18 protein-coding genes and 1 pseudogene are annotated in these 17,405 nt (G+C 33.4%); 11 read left to right on the top strand and 8 right to left on the bottom strand.

Features of this window, described 5'->3' with window-relative positions:
- Nucleotides 1-89 precede the first annotated feature (89 nt).
- The 4 genes from ACFX4W_RS13985 to ACFX4W_RS13970 all read right to left on the bottom strand — a co-directional run bounded on the left by ACFX4W_RS13985 (nt 90) and on the right by ACFX4W_RS13970 (nt 3,579).
- Nucleotides 90-587 carry a hypothetical protein gene (locus tag ACFX4W_RS13985; protein ID WP_035335339.1) on the bottom strand — a complete coding sequence of 166 codons (498 nt, stop codon included), beginning with the start codon at nt 585-587 and terminating at the stop codon, nt 90-92.
- A 356-nt stretch (nt 588-943) separates the two neighbouring features.
- Complete coding sequence (locus tag ACFX4W_RS13980) at nt 944-1,384, bottom strand: aspartyl-phosphate phosphatase Spo0E family protein (RefSeq protein WP_025751378.1); 441 nt, start codon at nt 1,382-1,384, stop codon at nt 944-946.
- A gap of 1,733 nt (nt 1,385-3,117) precedes the next feature.
- Nucleotides 3,118-3,300 carry a hypothetical protein gene (locus ACFX4W_RS13975; protein WP_025751379.1) on the bottom strand — a complete coding sequence of 61 codons (183 nt, stop codon included), beginning with the start codon at nt 3,298-3,300 and terminating at the stop codon, nt 3,118-3,120.
- A 138-nt stretch (nt 3,301-3,438) separates the two neighbouring features.
- Nucleotides 3,439-3,579 (bottom strand): FbpB family small basic protein, encoded by a 141-nt coding sequence (locus tag ACFX4W_RS13970; RefSeq protein WP_080781676.1) that lies wholly within the window; start codon nt 3,577-3,579, stop codon nt 3,439-3,441.
- A gap of 312 nt (nt 3,580-3,891) precedes the next feature.
- Between ACFX4W_RS13970 and ACFX4W_RS13965 the strand changes: the two genes are divergently transcribed.
- From ACFX4W_RS13965 to ACFX4W_RS13930, 8 genes are all read left to right on the top strand, one after another.
- Nucleotides 3,892-4,650, top strand: a complete 759-nt coding sequence (locus ACFX4W_RS13965; protein WP_043980955.1) for an IclR family transcriptional regulator — start codon at nt 3,892-3,894, stop codon at nt 4,648-4,650.
- Between the two features lie 17 nt (nt 4,651-4,667).
- Nucleotides 4,668-5,621, top strand: coding sequence for a sugar kinase (locus tag ACFX4W_RS13960; protein ID WP_043980957.1), 954 nt, complete (start codon nt 4,668-4,670; stop codon nt 5,619-5,621).
- A gap of 17 nt (nt 5,622-5,638) precedes the next feature.
- On the top strand, nt 5,639-6,301 hold the full coding sequence (locus ACFX4W_RS13955; protein WP_043980959.1) for a bifunctional 4-hydroxy-2-oxoglutarate aldolase/2-dehydro-3-deoxy-phosphogluconate aldolase: 663 nt from the start codon (nt 5,639-5,641) through the stop codon (nt 6,299-6,301).
- A complete protein-coding gene (gene dgoD / locus ACFX4W_RS13950) occupies nt 6,288-7,436 on the top strand; it encodes a galactonate dehydratase (protein ID WP_028409932.1) in 1,149 nt (382 codons plus the stop codon). The genes ACFX4W_RS13955 and dgoD overlap by 14 nt, the downstream gene beginning before the upstream one ends.
- A gap of 92 nt (nt 7,437-7,528) precedes the next feature.
- Nucleotides 7,529-8,848, top strand: coding sequence for an MFS transporter (locus ACFX4W_RS13945; RefSeq protein ID WP_322552338.1), 1,320 nt, complete (start codon nt 7,529-7,531; stop codon nt 8,846-8,848).
- 560 nt (nt 8,849-9,408) lie between these two features.
- Complete coding sequence (locus ACFX4W_RS13940; protein WP_043980963.1) at nt 9,409-9,822, top strand: DUF6892 domain-containing protein; 414 nt, start codon at nt 9,409-9,411, stop codon at nt 9,820-9,822.
- Between the two features lie 66 nt (nt 9,823-9,888).
- Nucleotides 9,889-10,227, top strand: a complete 339-nt coding sequence (locus ACFX4W_RS13935; protein WP_043980965.1) for a hypothetical protein — start codon at nt 9,889-9,891, stop codon at nt 10,225-10,227.
- A gap of 314 nt (nt 10,228-10,541) precedes the next feature.
- A complete protein-coding gene (locus ACFX4W_RS13930) occupies nt 10,542-11,336 on the top strand; it encodes an alpha/beta fold hydrolase (protein WP_043980967.1) in 795 nt (264 codons plus the stop codon).
- 206 nt (nt 11,337-11,542) lie between these two features.
- Here the strand turns inward: ACFX4W_RS13930 and ACFX4W_RS13925 are convergent, their stop codons facing one another.
- A complete protein-coding gene (locus ACFX4W_RS13925; RefSeq protein ID WP_028409572.1) occupies nt 11,543-11,983 on the bottom strand; it encodes a cell wall hydrolase in 441 nt (146 codons plus the stop codon).
- Between the two features lie 320 nt (nt 11,984-12,303).
- Here ACFX4W_RS13925 and ACFX4W_RS13920 point away from each other — a divergent pair, with 320 nt between their 5' ends.
- Complete coding sequence (locus ACFX4W_RS13920; RefSeq protein ID WP_043980969.1) at nt 12,304-12,546, top strand: hypothetical protein; 243 nt, start codon at nt 12,304-12,306, stop codon at nt 12,544-12,546.
- 121 nt (nt 12,547-12,667) lie between these two features.
- On the opposite strand, the pseudogene ACFX4W_RS30740 reads toward ACFX4W_RS13920, so the two are convergent.
- Nucleotides 12,668-12,772: pseudogene (locus ACFX4W_RS30740) on the bottom strand (DUF8096 family protein); the annotation flags it as partial.
- Between ACFX4W_RS30740 and brnQ the strand changes: the two are divergent.
- Nucleotides 12,770-14,122 carry a branched-chain amino acid transport system II carrier protein gene (gene brnQ / locus ACFX4W_RS13915; protein WP_043981872.1) on the top strand — a complete coding sequence of 451 codons (1,353 nt, stop codon included), beginning with the start codon at nt 12,770-12,772 and terminating at the stop codon, nt 14,120-14,122. The pseudogene ACFX4W_RS30740 and the gene brnQ sit on opposite strands and share 3 nt — an antisense overlap.
- A 494-nt stretch (nt 14,123-14,616) precedes the next feature.
- Here brnQ and ACFX4W_RS13910 read toward each other — a convergent pair whose 3' ends face one another.
- Complete coding sequence (locus tag ACFX4W_RS13910; RefSeq protein ID WP_043981871.1) at nt 14,617-15,201, bottom strand: DUF4030 domain-containing protein; 585 nt, start codon at nt 15,199-15,201, stop codon at nt 14,617-14,619.
- 613 nt (nt 15,202-15,814) lie between these two features.
- Between ACFX4W_RS13910 and ACFX4W_RS13905 the strand changes: the two genes are divergently transcribed.
- Complete coding sequence (locus ACFX4W_RS13905) at nt 15,815-16,048, top strand: hypothetical protein (RefSeq protein ID WP_043981869.1); 234 nt, start codon at nt 15,815-15,817, stop codon at nt 16,046-16,048.
- Nucleotides 16,049-16,663: 615 nt separating this feature from the next.
- Here ACFX4W_RS13905 and ACFX4W_RS13900 read toward each other — a convergent pair.
- Nucleotides 16,664-17,038, bottom strand: a complete 375-nt coding sequence (locus ACFX4W_RS13900; protein ID WP_043981868.1) for a hypothetical protein — start codon at nt 17,036-17,038, stop codon at nt 16,664-16,666.
- Between the last annotated feature and the right edge of the window lie 367 nt (nt 17,039-17,405).

Here is a 17,405-nt window from a genome sequence, read left to right as displayed (position 1 = left end):
AAATAATATACGAAAATGATCTTTATGGAAAAATAAATAAGTACCTTGATAAAATAGGAGTACTTTTACGTATTTATTTCTTCTTTACCCTAAAGTAATTCTTTCTTTAACTTGTCAAAATCTCTTTTAGCTACTTTTTCAATCTTATCAAATAATTCATCACCTTTGATTAATCCTTTTTCTTCTAGTATTTCTTCTAAAGCTTTAAATCTTACTCTAGATAAAACAACCTCATTTACGGCATTAACCATCAACTTCTGATCTTTTGTAAGTTCTTTTTCTTTGGCTGGTTCTTGTTGTAACTTAATTCTAAATACGATTTTTGTGTCATCTGTTATCTCTGCTGCTTGATAAAAAGTACTGTGTGAAATATTTTTCATTTTAAGTTTCTCATTTGTATCAACAATAGTAAGTTCAAAATCGGGGCTCTCGAAAAATAAGTCATATAAGTTATAATCTTTTTTTCCTATAATCGAAAACGCAAAACCAATCTTTTTTAGCTGCTCACCTGTAGTGGAATGTGTAATTGTTTTTTCTTCGAAATTTTCAACGTTAAATTCAACATTATTGATAATTAATTGTTTCAATTCAACCACCTCTTTATCTATATGAATACGACGAGTCTTAAAAGATTCCCTGTTTTCTCAAAATAAAAAAGGAAACTGATGAATCAGTATCCTTAAAGAATTATTTAGAAAACCTTGCGCTTGGTAGGATAATTAATGAAGGTTGGTTGTAACGTCATATTCAAAGAAAAAAATTATACTGTTTTGTGGTTATATAACAATGGTACATATGAAATCAAGGAATAAGATTCATTAGGAAAAGTTAAATTAGTATCAGTTTCTAATTTTAAAGTGCTTAAAAAAACATCAGTTTTTTCTAATCCGATGTTTTTTAAGTATTTATACATTTAGTTTAAAGCGTTAGAAAAGATAGATTTTCACGAATGAGTTGTTAACTTTCGTAAATTTTGAAGGGTAACAAAACCTGCTTTAGTTCCATTACCAACTAGAACTAAAGCAGTACATACTCCAAATGTTGCTAGATTTGAATGAGCAATCAACTGGGCAGAACAAAAACGAATATTACTTCTTGCAAGCTCAACGGCTTTTACCTCATATTTAAAATCACTACCTTTACGATTACCATACGAGTGTCTCGTTCTAGGTAGATCTCCTCCGTAATCTAAAAACATGTTAGTTGAACTAGAATAAGATTTCATATGCAAATTTATAAGCTTGTCCAAATCTTGACTACACTTAATTGTTTTTTTATCTAAAAGTCCATAATTATTACCTAGATCAATTAATTCTTTCCTTTTTTTTGCAATACACTTTCGTAAGTCCTTTATTTGACCTACTGAATTGATTACCATTGACATAGCTTTTTCTCACCTCATCGCAATTTTTCAGTTTCTAGGAAATTTAGTAGGTCTATAATAAAAAGATAGAGCCAATAAAAAATATTATGAGCAATATAAGATAGAATGAAAACGGTTTCTACAAAAGATATCAAAAAATTACAAGAAAATACAAAAATTATAGACATTAATGAGCTATCCCATTCGAAAAAGTATACTTTTTCGAATGGGATAGCTGTTTTTCAAGTCATTTTTTCACGGTCTAAAAGGTGTACTTTTTGGGACTATCTATATTGGACAACCTTAATCATAAATTAACTATACATAGTTAAGGGGATTCTGGTGCATAAGTGTTGAAGTGTTGTTACTGAGAAGCTACCAGAAGAAAATATCCTTTATTTCGCGGGTCATTGTCCATTCATTGCAATTCTGAGCGTTTCTCATAATACTGTTTTAGTGAAGGAGTTGAGAAGATTGAAAAAAATCATATACTGGATTATTTTTATTTTGTTGATTTTAGCTTATGTGACTGACGTAGAAAACATTGACTTAAAGGATTTATTCTCTTCATCACAAGAGAGTAACACATCCTATGATAGATAAAGTGATTTATTTTCCGACTGATAAATACTCTAAAACTGCAGCACATATTGAACATACCATTAATAAAGGTAAGTCAGCTATTTGTACAATTAATCCTTATGGGGCAGAAGAGAACAGAAGCCAATCTTTAAAGAGGCTTCCTACTAAGTAAGGTTATGATAGAGATGAATTTTCAATGACATTTTGTGATGAAGGAGGAACAGGTGCAGAAATTGAGTATGGTAAGCCTGCTGATAATCGGAGCGCAGGTTCTTTGATATCTTATCAAGTCGATCAATTGCCGAGTGGAACAAAGGTTTTAATTCAGATAAAATAAAAAGAACAGGTATTGTAAGGGAATTAGACAAATTGGGATGTGTGAAAATTCAATATGAATTATGTAAAGCTTTTGGGATAGAAAATAATACAACACATTTAAAGCTACTTGTTACGGGAGGGTTTGTACAGGTACAGGAGAAATTAAATGATCAAACATTCTTATTCTCGAAGAAGAATTGAAAAGAAGGGCTCTACCCTTCATTACTAAAACAGATAGGAGTAATTAATTCAGAATTACGCTTCTATCTGTTTTTCCTTTTTTACAACCCACATCAGGAATTCCTTTTCTTGATTAGTTAGCTTTCTATTTAAGGATTGTTCAAACTGTAAAACTAATTCTATAAAGCGCTGCATGTTATCCATTTATGCTATAACTCAACTCCTTGAGTTTATCTTTAAGTATAGAATAAGGTTAAGTTTTTTATTTTGTCAAATTTTGTTGTGTCTTAATACTATAATTTATGAAGATGCATAAAGAAGCCATTATAAAGATATTTCAACTAGACGATTAGCTCTTTTCTTTGGATGTTATATTGAGGTTAACTATGAGAAGGAATGGAAGAGATATAAGCGTGAATTAACTTTTGTAGATCAAGTAATCTGGACCATCAAAAATTTATTTTGGAAATGAAACATGTTGATTTAAAGTAAATAGCGATTAATGGAATCTCATCATAAAACATACATACATAGATAGAACTGAATTAGATAAAAAGAGAGTAAACCATCTTTTTTATTTGTTTGCTCTGGGAGAAAGTCTTAATCATAGATAGGTGGTTCTGAGGCAAAAGTACTAAAATGTTGAAAAAGCACCCCTGAACGGGTGCTGTGAATTAAAGTAGTTCATCGTTCTGGTTTTTTAGGTACTTGCTTTCTAACTCTAATTGTTTCATTCGTCGTTGCAATCCTAAGTTCTCTAAGTCCTGTTCTAATTCAGAAGATAAATCAGTTTGTTCTTTAGCATTCTCCATTTGTTCTCTAGTAGTTGCCAACCTCTTTTGTTCTTTTGAATTCATATTAACAGCCCCTTTCTTATGACTTGCTAGATTCGACATAGCAGATGAAATATCCTGTAAAAAGCCATTTACCTAGAAATGCAACAGCAGCACAATACAAAAAAACATCCGTTTAGATAGGATGTTTTTATTCTACTCTTATTTCATTTTCATCTTTATAGCCTGCTCCTGGCGAGCTTCAATTTTTTCTTCAATCTTTTCCATGACCTTTTTATCTTCTAGTATTTTATGTCTGTTTTCATTGACTAGGTTTTGAAAAGAGGGTTTTAACTTTCTCATAGTGGCACTTCTTTCTTACTGTTTAATTTAGTCCGTATACAAGTATGATTATAACGGTTAAATGGAAAAAAGCAATTATTTGCTATCAATATCCCTATGTGTTAAACTATATTTAACTTGTTTTTGTTCGGTATAAGATTGAGAGAAGAAAAAATCTTAAACAGAAGTTTTTATCTTGAAATAGTATGATTGAGCAAGAGAGGTAATACATTTGTGGAGCNTTGAATTAATGATCGGTCTATGATAATATTTAAAACAGTAAATCATATATAAAATTTAAAATCACATATGTGATTCAGAAAGGATTTCTTCATGTCAGTAAAATCAGCAGAACGTGTATTAAGGGTATTTGAATTGATTGCTCAACACCCTGAGGGATTAACAGTAAAAGAGGTTAGTGATTTACTTTCGCTTCCGCAAAGCAGTACGTTTAACCTTGTGGGAACACTTCACAATGAAGGATATTTAAATCAGGACTCATTAAAGAGGTACAAGCTAGGGCCAAAGCTAATTCAAATTGGAACAGCGGCTATGGAATCATTGGATATATCTTCTGAAGGAAAGCCGCATTTAAAGAAACTGATGGAGGATGTTCAGGAAACTGTATTTATGGCTTTGTTGTCAGATGGGGAATTAGTCTATGTCGTTAAGATTGACAATAACCGTTCTATCAGAACAACAGCTCAGCCTGGTAACCGTAAGCCGCTCTATTGTACAGGGTTAGGAAAAACCTTTTTAGCTTTTCTTCCTAAAGATCAGCGAGAGCAGCTGCTTGAACATATAGAGCTACTGCCTATTACGGATTATACAATCACAGATAAAAAAGTGCTTAATGACAATCTAGATTCTTTTATTCAAATGGGCTATGCAATTGATGATGAAGAAAATGAGGAAGGGTTATTTTGCCTTGCTGCACCTGTATTTGGAGCAAAGGGAAGCATTCAAGCTGCTATTAGCGTAGCTGGCCCTAAGGAAAGAATGCTGAAACATAAGGACTTTATAGTAGAAAGGCTGCTTCAAACGTCAGCTAATATATCTTTTATCGCTGGATATGAAGAGGCAAAGAGATAAATGAAAAGAGGGGTAAGATGGATGTGATAAGCATGGGGGAAACAATGATTCTGTTTACCCCACACTCGAATGGAAAAATGAGATATGCTAAAGATTTTTCTTCGAAAATTGCAGGGGCAGAAAGTAATACGTTAATTGCCCTTTCAAAACTAGGTTATCAAACGGGATGGTTTAGCCGATTAGGCAAAGACGAGCTAGGAGAGCGGATTCTTTCAAGTATTAAAGGAGAAGGAATAGATGTAAGACATGTAATATTTGATGATAATGCTCCTACAGGTCTGTTTTTAAAACAAAAAACAAATGAAATGAATAGTAAAGTGTTTTATTACAGACAAGGTTCAGCAGCAAGCTTTATGAATCCGCGTGATATGAATGAAGAGTATATCTCTTCTGCAAAATACTTATATGTGACAGGAATTACACCTGCGCTGAGCGATTCCTGCCACGAAGCTATTTTTCAAGCGATGAAAGCTGCTAAAAAAAATGGTGTGAAAATAGTGTTTGATCCAAATTTGCGAAAGACGCTTTGGGATGAATCAGCTGCGCGCCAAACACTCATTAAAATGGCTACATATGCGGATATTGTCTTACCAGGAATGAATGAAGGTCAGTTTTTATTTGAGAAGGATAATCCTGAAGATATTGCATCAGCGTTTCATCAATTAGGTGCAGAACTAGTTGTTATTAAGCTAGGTGAAGAAGGAGCTTATTATTCAACTAAAAATGAATCCGCTTACGTAGAAGGTTTTAAAGTTGCTAGAGTGATAGATCCAGTAGGAGCTGGTGATGGGTTCGCCGCGGGGATACTATCGGGACTAATAGATAAATCCTCTTTAAAAGAATCGGTCAGAAGAGGGTGTGCTATAGGAGCTATGGTCGTAACCGTAGAGGGTGACATTGAAGGCTTGCCGGATAAAAAAGAGCTTTACGAATTTATGAATGCGATTACAAAAGAAGACGTTATACGATAAAAGAAAGGGGCTTACCAATGACGGATAGTTTATCACATTTACTAGAGCATAAAATCGTTGCGATTATTAGAGGAGCCAAACCGCAGGATGTAGTGAAAATTGCTTCTGCGCTTAATGACGGCGGTGTAAAAAATATAGAAATTACTCTAAATTCGCCGGACGCACTTTCAGCCATTAAAGAGGTTTCTACAGAGCTGGGTGATCAAGTGTTAGTAGGAGCAGGTACAGTGCTTGATCCTGAAACAGCACGTTCAGCTATTTTAGCAGGAGCAAAGTTTATCCTTTCTCCAACTGTTAACACGGAAACGATTAAACTAACGAAAAGATACGGTGCGGTGAGTATTCCAGGGGCTTTTTCACCTACTGAAATTCTAACGGCATATGAAAATGGGGGAGATATTATAAAAGTATTTCCTGCTAGGCTGGGTGCTAGCTATATTAAAGATATTCGAGGGCCGCTTCCCCATATTCCACTTCTTCCAACAGGAGGAGTGAGCTTAGACAATATTCAAGAATTTGAAGAAGCAGGTGCTGTAGGGTTTGGTATTGGAAGTTCTTTAGTTGATACAAAACGTGAAATTACTCATGCATACCTGCAGGAGTTAACACAAAAGGCTAAAGCATACGTAGCCGCAGTAAATCGTATAACGAAAGGGGAAAAAGTACATGAAAATTACTAATTATGAATTGTTCCAAGTGCCGCCACGCTGGTTATTTTTAAAAATAGAAACAGACGAAGGAATTGTTGGATGGGGAGAACCTGTTATCGAAGGAAGAGCCTCTACCGTTAAAGCTGCAGTAGATGAGCTGATGGAGTATCTTATTGGCAAAGATCCATTAAATATTGAAGATCATTGGAACGTTATGTACCGAGGCGGCTTCTATCGAGGCGGACCTATTTTAATGAGTGCCATATCAGGGATTGACCAAGCTCTGTGGGACATCAAAGGAAAATATTACGATGCTCCTGTACATCAACTGTTAGGCGGAAAAGCAAGAGAATCTATTAAAGTATATTCTTGGATTGGAGGAGACCGGCCTTCAGATGTAGGTGAAGCAGCAAGAGAAGTTGTTTCACAAGGATTTACAGCAGTAAAAATGAATGGAACAGAAGAGCTTCAATATGTGGATTCATATGAAAAAATTGATCAAGTAGTAGAACGTATTGCTGCTGTCAGAGAAGCAGTGGGACCTTATGTAGGAATAGGTATTGATTTTCACGGACGTGTACATAAGCCAATGGCAAAGATTTTAGCTAAAGAACTAGAGGTCTATCGCCCAATGTTTATCGAGGAGCCGGTTTTGCCGGAAAACAATGAGGCGTTAAGAGAAATTGCCAATCACGTATCCATTCCTATCGCTACAGGAGAAAGAATGTTTTCAAAATGGGAGTTTAAAAAGCTCTTAACGGACGGATACGTCGATATTATTCAGCCTGATTTATCACATGCAGGAGGAATTACAGAATGTAAGAAAATTATTTCAATGGCTGAAGCCTTTGATGTAGCGGCTGCACCTCATTGCCCGTTAGGACCAATTGCATTAGCTGCGTGTCTTCAAGTAGATGCAACGTGTCACAACGCATTTATTCAAGAGCAAAGCTTAGGCATTCATTACAACCAAGGCAGTGATTTACTAGATTATATTGTTGATAACCACGTATTTAAATACGAAGAAGGCTTCGTGAAAATTCCTGATGGACCTGGTTTAGGTATTGAGATTAACGAAGACCATGTTAGAAAAATGGCTGATATCGGCCATAATTGGCGTAATCCAGTATGGCGTCATAAAGACGGTTCTGTAGCGGAATGGTAAAGGGGAAACCATTTTAGTACAAAAGATCTGATTGGCAAATGACCGTCAGTCAGATCTTCTTCTTAAACTATTATATACAGGGGGATAAGGGAATGAAGGGGTATAGCGAAAAGCCGACTCGCATTAGATTTCGTGTTTTAGCATTTATTTTCGTAAGCGTTGTCATCAACTATATGGATCGAAGTAATATTTCTGTAGCTGCCACAGCCATGTCCAAAGATCTAAAGCTATCATCAGTAGAACTGGGTCTCATATTTTCAGCCTTTGGATGGGCTTATGCTGCTTTGCAAATACCAGGAGGGGTAATGGCTGACCGTTTTGGTGCTCGTGCTACGTATGCCTTTAGCTTAATTACTTGGTCTATAGTTACGCTGTTGCAAGGGTTTACTAAGGGATTTGTGAGTCTTTTTGGTCTGCGTCTAGCTACAGGAGCATTTGAAGCACCAGCTTTTCCGACCAATAATAAAGTAGTCACCAGCTGGTTTCCAAATCAGGAAAGAGCATCAGCTATTGCTTTTTATACTTCAGGACAGTTTGCAGGGCTAGCATTTTTAACACCTACACTAGTTACCATTCAGCACTTTTTAGGGTGGAGAGGTCTGTTTATTACTACCGGGATTATCGGTATAGCGTGGGGCATTATATGGTATATCTTTTATCGTGATCCTTCTCAGCATAATAAAGTAAATAAAGCAGAATTACAGCATATCGAAGAAGGTGGAGGCTTAGTTAAAGCTGCTGATACGAGAGGAGAAAGAGCAAAGTTCGAATGGGGAAATCTTAAAGAAGCCTTTTCTCACAGAAAGCTATGGGGCATCTACTTAGGACAGTTTGCCGTCAACTCTACTTTATGGTTCTTCCTTACATGGTTTCCAACGTACCTTGTGGAATATAGAGGGTTAGATTTCTTGAAATCAGGATTCTTAGCATCAGCCCCGTTTTTAGCAGCGTTTGTAGGAGTATTATTATCTGGCTTTGTATCTGACGCCTTAGTGAAAAAAGGAGTATCACTAGGGATTGCAAGAAAAACACCTATTATCGTAGGTCTGCTTTTATCAACTTCAATTATCGGAGCCAATTATGTAAATAGCACATCTCTCATTATCATGTTTATGGCTATTGCGTTTTTTGGAAATGGCCTAGCTTCTATTACATGGGTGTTTGTCTCAACGCTAGCACCTAAACACTTAGTCGGTTTGACAGGTGGAGTCTTTAACTTTATTGGAGGTCTAGCTTCTATCATCGTTCCAATTGTTATTGGTTTCTTAGCTAAAGGAGGAAACTTTGCTCCAGCGCTAGTATTCATAGCTGCATTGGCTCTTTTAGGAGCACTTTCGTATATCTTCCTTGTAGGAAAAGTGGAAAGAATTAAAGTGATTAAAGATAAAGAATTGAATCGAGATATTGTGTAAGGTTGTTTATAGTTTTATAGGAATCATACATCTGAAATTATTTGTGGCTGGATTAAAAGAGAATTCGTAAAAGTTTTATTAAAGATAGAGCATAAATTTTGTTGGAGACCAACGGGTTTATGCTTTTTTTACTTATAAAAAAGGATTTCAGTCCCTACAAGAATAAGATTATTAGGTTAGGTAGTAGTGATATTCATGAATACAAAAAACATGATAAAATATACAAAGTTTCTACCTTTTATTAACAATAGTCAAAGAATAATAGATAGAAAATGGTTATTAGAGAATGGAAGGTGTATTTATGAAAAAGGTTTTAACAACTTAAACTGTATTATTGCTAGCATTATCAGCTTGCAGCAGTAATCAAAACAAGTAAATAAGAGCAGACCTTCCTTATAGTAGGGCCTGTTTTTTTCTTTTTCTAAAAAGGAGCCGATGTTGTTTGTCCATGTGTCAAAGTCAACAGTATAAGCAGTCTTTATTCATAGATGATTGTTACAATACTAACAGTGCAGGTTCGATTAAAAGCCTAAGAAAGAAATAAAATCGGAGGTAGCAAAATGGGGAAGAGTGGAATGTTTAAAGATTTTAATTTTAAACTAGTGGTTGTTGAAGCTTTATTAGATCAAGACCCGTTATTTCTAAAAGAATTAACCGACTTAAAAGATAAGTATATGAATAATTTTGAATGGTATTCTGGAGCTAGACTCATTGTTGAAATTAAAGATTATTTAGAAGAGTTATCCTTGGAAAAAAGTGATTTGGAAAAGGTTGAATCCCTTTGCTTTGATGGAGGTAATGAAATTTATCATATTCTAAAGCCAGATTGGGATGGAGAAGACAGCTTATTTGACGTACTATCTGTTGAAGGATTTCAGAACTTAAAGAATCTAAAAACAGTGGACTATATTTCAATGTGTCATCTAGGAGTATTAGAACCATTCAAGGAAGCCGGAATTAAGATTGAGGATTAATGAGAAGGACGTTATTGTAGTAAGGGAAGCAATTCGTCTTTATGAAGAATAAAGAGAGAACCAGTAATGAAATATAATGTTCAAATTTATGAAGATAACCAAGGAATGCTTATGATAGATGTTCCTGATGAAATTTTTTTAGTTATAGATTTATTATTAAGTGATGTACAAGAAGATGGATCGAAAATATGGATAGATGTAATTAATAAAGTACTTTCAAAGCAATCTTCTTATGAAGAATTAATTGGAAATGCCTGTACTATAGAAATTAAATATGATGTAACAAAAATTGTGAATGAATATGCTGAAGAGGACCAAAAGCCGTATTGTCTAATTGAAACAGCTGAGCTAAAACAGATTCTGCTTAAATGGGATGATGCTGTTAGAAATAAATATGCGGAATAGAAATTAATTAATTTAAAAGTATGGTGGAGCCTTTATAGGAGATGAAGAAAAAATAAATCTCTTATAAAGGCTTCTTTTTATTTCTTTCTAGCTCACATAAAACGTATTATCGGCAGAAAAAGAGTACCTAATCACTTGTCGGTACTTTTTTCAGATATTAATACAGATTCATAGACAAACCAATAAACTAATGGTTATACGATAATCAAAATAAATCCATTTTCAAAAGAAATTTGTTAAGATTACAATATATGTATGGAAAGATTAAATGTTCATGTAGATACATTTGGCATACACAGAAAGGGGAAAAAATTTTGTCGATTTACCATAAAGTAATTGGAGATGGATATCCCATCATTATGTTGCATGGTTGGACACTTGACCATCAAGTGATGTTAAATGCAATGGAACCGTTATTCGAGAAACGAAGCCATTGGAAGAGAATATACATAGACTTACCAGGGATGGGGAAATCCGAGCCTCAATTGTCTATTCAGAACTCTGATAATATGTTAGAAGCGATATTACGTCTTTTGGACGAAATTATTCCTGACCAACAGTTTATTGTTTGTGGCAATTCATATGGAGGGTACATTGCGAGAGGTATAGTTCGTTCACGCCAGGACAAAGTTCGTGGATTACTACTAATGGCACCATTGATTATACCTGAATATGATGAAAGGGTGGTGCCCCAACAGACTGTTCTAAAGAAAGACAACGACTTGATATCAAGTCTGTCTTCAGAGGAAGCTGATGAATTTTGTTCCATGGGGGTAGTCCAAGGTCAAACTGAATGGGAGAGGTTTCAAAATGAAATTTTACTTCCTTCTAAACAAACAAATCATGAATTTGTAAATAACATTCGTCAAAATGGATATGGCTTTACATTTGATATTTCATTTAAACTTGAGCATCCCACACTCATTATAACAGGGCGTCAGGATAATGTAGTGGGATATCAGGATGCGTGGCAACTGATCGAAGATTACCCAAGGGCAACTTTTGCAGTGCTTGATATGGCTGGTCACAACCTACAAATTGAACAAACTGATGTATTTAACGTATTAGTGCATAACTGGTTAAACAGACTTGAACTGGACAACTTTTGATTGGTATAAGTTATCTTTATACTCATACTTAACATAACCAACATTATAGAAGCCAATTGAATAAGTAGAAAGCTACAACTAAAAATGAATGAAACAAACACCCTCAAGTTCTCTATACTGTTGAATTTGAGGGTGTTATGTCATATTTAAAGTATTAACTATTTTTCATTAATAGTAGAGACATTAATAGAAAACTCCTCAATAACTTAACCTCTATAAACACTAGCACATGTATCAGGTTTTGGTTCATAATAACAATGATTTTTAAATTGACCAGATGCAGGTTGACCGTACCATGTTGGAGGGCACGGAGCATGTGGATTAAAATACCACAGAGCAAATTTTGCTGGGTGTTGTCTCCAATAATCCAAATTCTGCTTTGCTAATCTTTTTTCAACACCTCTTGCTCTTTGATAAAACACATTGCCTTTTTGAACAGCTTCAAACGAATAATTCCCCCCCTGGACTTGATAAATGACTTGTGAAACGGTTCTTAAATTTTTAAAGTCTATACAATTTGCTGCAAGACGATTAACAATTACATTTCCCACATATAACATTCCTTGTCTTCCTTCACCTTCAGCTTCTGCTCGCATCATCCTTGCCATTAAGTTAATGTCTGAATTACTGTACTTTACTCTTGCCATTTATTCACCCCCAAAACATAGTATGAAAAAAAGCCTATATTGATGTCATTGTTTATAAGCTAGCAATGCTTAGCTTTCACATATCATCGCGCATATTTAATCATTACCATTAAATAAATTGATACTAATTGGCTAACGCAGTAGGTGATCGTTAGATGCTTATCGAATACGTTATAGGCAGTAACATTGTAAATCGAATGCCTCAAGTTTTAAAAATATGCCTTCGCAATAAATATCATCTCTCAGCCTGTACTAGTTACAAATCTGGCACTGATTCATTTGTGCAATTTACTAATATTAAAATTTTAAGGAGAGAGAAAATGGGAACATTATTTAATCAACCAACACGAAAAGATTATTTTGATAATGATGCTGTTAAATTTCTTGATACAGTAAAAACTCTTGCAAGAGATCATGGCCTGACAGTTGAAGAGACCTGTCGTGTTTTAGAACTATCTATGAAAATTGATGATTATGATCGCAAAGATGAACACATAGTAGCGTTAGAACGATTAATAAAAGATTTAATTAATGAAATTTCTATGTTAAGAGAAAAGTTATAACATATAAAGTAGAAAAAACATCTAGAGAGTAAGACGTTTCTTCTACTTTAAGATGGCTAAAACACAGTTAAATCAAAAAAGAGAAGGTTTTTAACCTTCTCTTTTTCTATATCATCTATGTTTAAATACTCTTTTTCATCCCGCATTCTCGACATTCACGTAAGAATACGCCACCCTTTACAGAACTTTTGAAGTAAGATGAATTGCAGTTATCGCATCNACCGTGTCAAACAAAGTACCGTTTTCTTTTATAGTAATCATTGGTTTAATGTTATTTGCATTATTTTTTGGAGCTGGAAATTTAATATTTCCTGCCATGCTTGGCCAGTCAGCGGGAGCAAATATCTGGTCAGCAAATGCAGGTTTTTTAGTTACTGGAGTAGGCTTGCCTTTACTTGGTGTACTAGCTTTTGGATTCTCTGGAAAGGAAGATTTACAATCATTAGCAAGTCGCGTACATCCTATCTTTGGTTTAGTATTTACAACTGTTCTTTATCTAGCTATTGGACCTTTATTTGCTATCCCACGAACAGGTAACGTCTCTTTTGAAATCGGACTTAAACCTTTCATTTCTGAAGGCTCTAGTTCTATAGCTTTACTTGTGTTTACTATTATATTTTTCAGCATTACATGCTTTTTTTCTCTCAATCCGGCGAAAATTGTCGATATTGTCGGAAAATTCTTAACGCCAATTAAATTAACATTCATTGGAATTCTAGTTCTAGTAGCTTTTATTCATCCTATTGGAAAATTTCAAGCACCCACAGAAAAATATGTAACAAACTCTTTTTTTAATGGGTTCCAAGAAGGATATCTAACAATGGATACTCTTGCATCTTTCGTTTTCGGAATCATTATTATCAATGCAATTAAAGAAAAAGGCGCTAAAACAAAGAAGCAAATTATAACTGTTTGTCTAAAAGCTACAGGAATTGCTGCTATTATTCTTGCAACTATCTATTCTGCCCTTTCGTACATGGGCGCTTCAAGTGTAGAAAAGCTTGGGCATTTAGATAATGGTGGTACGGTGTTAGCGAAAGTTTCTGATTATTATTTTGGAGAATATGGAGGATTACTATTAGGCTTAATGATCACAGTAGCTTGTCTGACAACTAGCGTAGGGCTTATTACTTCATGCTCTTCTTATTTCCATAAATTATTACCTTCTATTTCTTATAAGAAAATTGCGATTAGCTTATCCGTGTTTAGCGCAATCATCGCAAATGTTGGATTGAATCATTTAATTTCTTTTTCAGTACCTGTTTTAACAGTGCTCTATCCATTAGCAATCGTTCTAATCTTTTTGACTTTCCTTCATTCTTTATTTAAAGGATGTGCTGAGGTATACCAAGGCAGCCTATTCTTAACATTTGTTGTAAGCCTGATAGATGGATTAAATGATTTTGGTTTACACATCCCTGGTATTGACCAATTATTTACTTACTATCTTCCTCTTTACCATATTGGATTAGGTTGGATATTCCCTGCAATTATTGGAGGTCTTGCAGGTTATGGAGTTAACTTGTTTAAAAATAAAGAGCAATTTACTTCTAAATCAACAAGGTTAAATAAATAAATTCACTTTAATTCTTTGATTAAATTAAAGCATTTAGATGAACACTTTGAAGCCTCCTTTTATTACTATTTCGCACTTAGTATAAAATGAAGTTTCAATTAACTTCTAAATAAGGGAGTATAACTATGAAGAAAACGTCACAAGCTTATAGCTGTATGGATGCGTTAGTATTTAGATAAGATTAAAGAAGATTTAATGGAAGAAGATGAATTACTTAAAAATTCTCTTAAATAATAAAGCAAATGTAAAAAGAGGCTTTTACTTATACGAAGTAAAAGCCTCTTTTTACGCGTTTCTCTTGTTATATATGTTTTTGATAAAATATTATTAGATTCCTGTTCTTAGATATAAAAAAACTTCTATATCTCCCTTTTTTGATTTTTATAACATATACAATATCTAAAACTGATTAACATAAAACGATTTTATAGGAATAAATAAAACCTCAAGAAGTGTTACATACTTCTTGAGGCTTTATTGTAGTTATGTATTCTTTAACTTATTACTTGGTCATCTTGGTCATAGATAACGATTTTGTAAGAATCACCTTTAGAACGTTCCTTTATTTCTTTAGTTTGAAGAAAAGTATTTACTTCTCTTTTAATTTTTTCACTATACTCTTGAGAGCTGTCATCAGATTTACTGATAGGAGTAACAATAGCAACTGTAACAGGTTGTTTTAACGTAACCTCAGTCTTTTTATATGTTACATCTTTGTATTCTTTATTTTCTTGTAAATGTGCAAGAGCTTCACTTTCAATATCCAGCCATCGCTTCTCTTTTTCTACTTGTTTAACATTTCTCTCACGAACGTTAACTTTATAGGCGTTCAAACCGTTCTCTTTTAATTGACGTTTAATATCTGCTTTTACCTTGTTTACATCTTCAGTATCCTCTACCTCGACTTTTACATCTTTTGAGTCTGAACCAACACTTAGAACGGCATATTTATCAGATACATCCCTAAGAAGAGCATCTAAATCCTTATCTTTAGTGTTTGAAGTTGTATCAGCGTTCTGACAAGCTCCAAGTAATAATGCGAAACAACTAAGAAATACAATATTTTTTATTAATTTCATTCTTTCCTCTCCTTATAGATTTAATTGTTCTGTCTTAAACGAGCCATACGATTATTTCATAAAATAGAAAAAAATAGAAATATAATTTTTACTTATAAGTGAATACCATATACATCGCTAGTTTACATAAATACTCTTCCAGAACCCATAATAAAAAAGAACTCTTGATACAGGACAGAGGACTTCACCCTGTTTTTGAGACAGGAATCAAAACACCTTTTATACATATTCTCTCCTCTCTCAAAATAGTATTTTTAGGAAAAATATGATATTGTTTACATATGGTTATATTTTGGTACTTTATAATTGTGAATTCTGATAAAAAGCTACCTCGCTTGCCAATGCCGGGGGAGCTTTTTATTTTTGCTACAATTCTTCGAAAGGAGTATTTGATGTTATTAAAAACGCTAGTTACAGCATTTATTGGAGGTATTCTTTTTCCTTTGTCAACAAAATTATTTATGCAAAAAAGATCACTAACAAAGACATAAGTTATATTACAATGAGTTTGTCATTCGCTATTATCTTCTTCATTGTGCTTCTATTTACAAACACCTTCACTTAAAAAGAGCAGAAGACCTAAATATTTTCAGTCTATTAAGGAGTTTTTCAAATGAGTAATCACGAAAAAACTAAGAATAAAAAAAATATAATTTTAGGTATTATATATGCTCTAATTGTAATATTTGTATATGCATTTAATTTACCTCTACAGATAGCTTTATCTATACTTACTCTTGTCATAATCTTTGAACTTGTAACTTCAATAAAAGAAGATGACAAAGCTAAGAATGTTATAAACATTATTACTCTATGTTTATTTATACTTGGAATTGTTTTTCTCTAACTAATACTTACTAAAAAATAATAATAAAAACAGAACGAAGACTTCTTATAAATTAAGAAGTCTTCGTTCTGTTTGATCTTTCCAACTCTTGTTCCTTGCGTTTATCGTGCTTTTGAATATCTCCAACGTGTTTTAATTCAATATTGATATTGTCTGATATAGATAGTTCAAAAGGGTACAGCCTTTTGGACGCAAGAAAAACGAATGAGAAAACGTCTATTTGTCGTCACCTAGAGTAAATAGTAAAGCTATATTTTTTAGAATAAAGTTTATATATTTACTCTTTCATGCGAAATAAGTTTTTACTGTATTTTTGATTAAATTTACCTTATCAATCTTTAATAACTTCCCTTAGTTTCTTCTGACTAAATCGAAGGAAGCATATACTTTTAAAATGGTTCTCATCTATTTCATTTGGTTTGTTATCTATTGAACTATAAAAACCAGTTAATCCATTAGGAAAATGCATTAAGTAAATAACTCCTTTCAAAATGCTTAGATACATGTATTTTAAATCTATAAAGCATTCAATTCTAGCTACCATAAGGTCGTTTTCTAGAAAATAAAAAGCTGAAAGAGCCCCATCGTTGGTCTTTCAGCTTTTACTTTTATTAACTAAGTCAATATCCAAGGAACGTAACATATAAATACCGTTTCTTCTAATTCTGGTCGTGCAGTAGCTTCTTCATGAAAAAAGTAACCATGTTTATATACTAAACCTAGCCTTTTCTCGCTTAAAAAATTAAGTATTCCACCTGCTGCTTTATTTCTCCAAAGATGTAATTCCTCATTTTTTAAATAATCAACTATTAAATTTTTAGAAATGTCTTCTTCAGAAAATAAAATAACAGTATCTAAACTTTCAATTAGATATCTATTTACTAACCGCATTGCTTCAATACTATTATCAAACTTGTAGTCCCACTTATAAGCACCTACTTTGGATGCTGGCTCATACTTAGCTAAAAACCATTTTTTATTTACATTCATCTCTATATTTTCCTTTATAACCTTTATGTTTTGCCATCTAAATAGACTAAATCACAGGTTTATTCTATTTTAATTATATATCAAAATTGAGTTGGGAAACTTGAATATCATATACAAAGTTAGTTAACATAATCACTCTTTCCAGAAAACATATAAAAAACGATCCCTTGATAATCAAGGGATCGTTCACTTTTTGTTTTTCTTTTTTATCTTTGAAATACCATTGGTTATTGTACATTTTTATCACTTCTAGCTTAAACGAGATTGTAAAAGATCGTCCTTAGTGACCCATAAAAAATTCCCCTCCACGTACAGTGTCATCCTCACTCTTAAAGAGTAATTTTTTCACACTATATTTAGAGGGGGT

Source organism: Priestia sp. YIM B13489, from assembly GCF_042787645.1.
Classification (GTDB): Bacteria; Bacillota; Bacilli; order Bacillales; family Bacillaceae_H; genus Priestia; species Priestia megaterium.
Note: the sequence above shows the minus strand (reverse complement) of the source record. Positions and strands in the feature narration are given on the sequence as shown.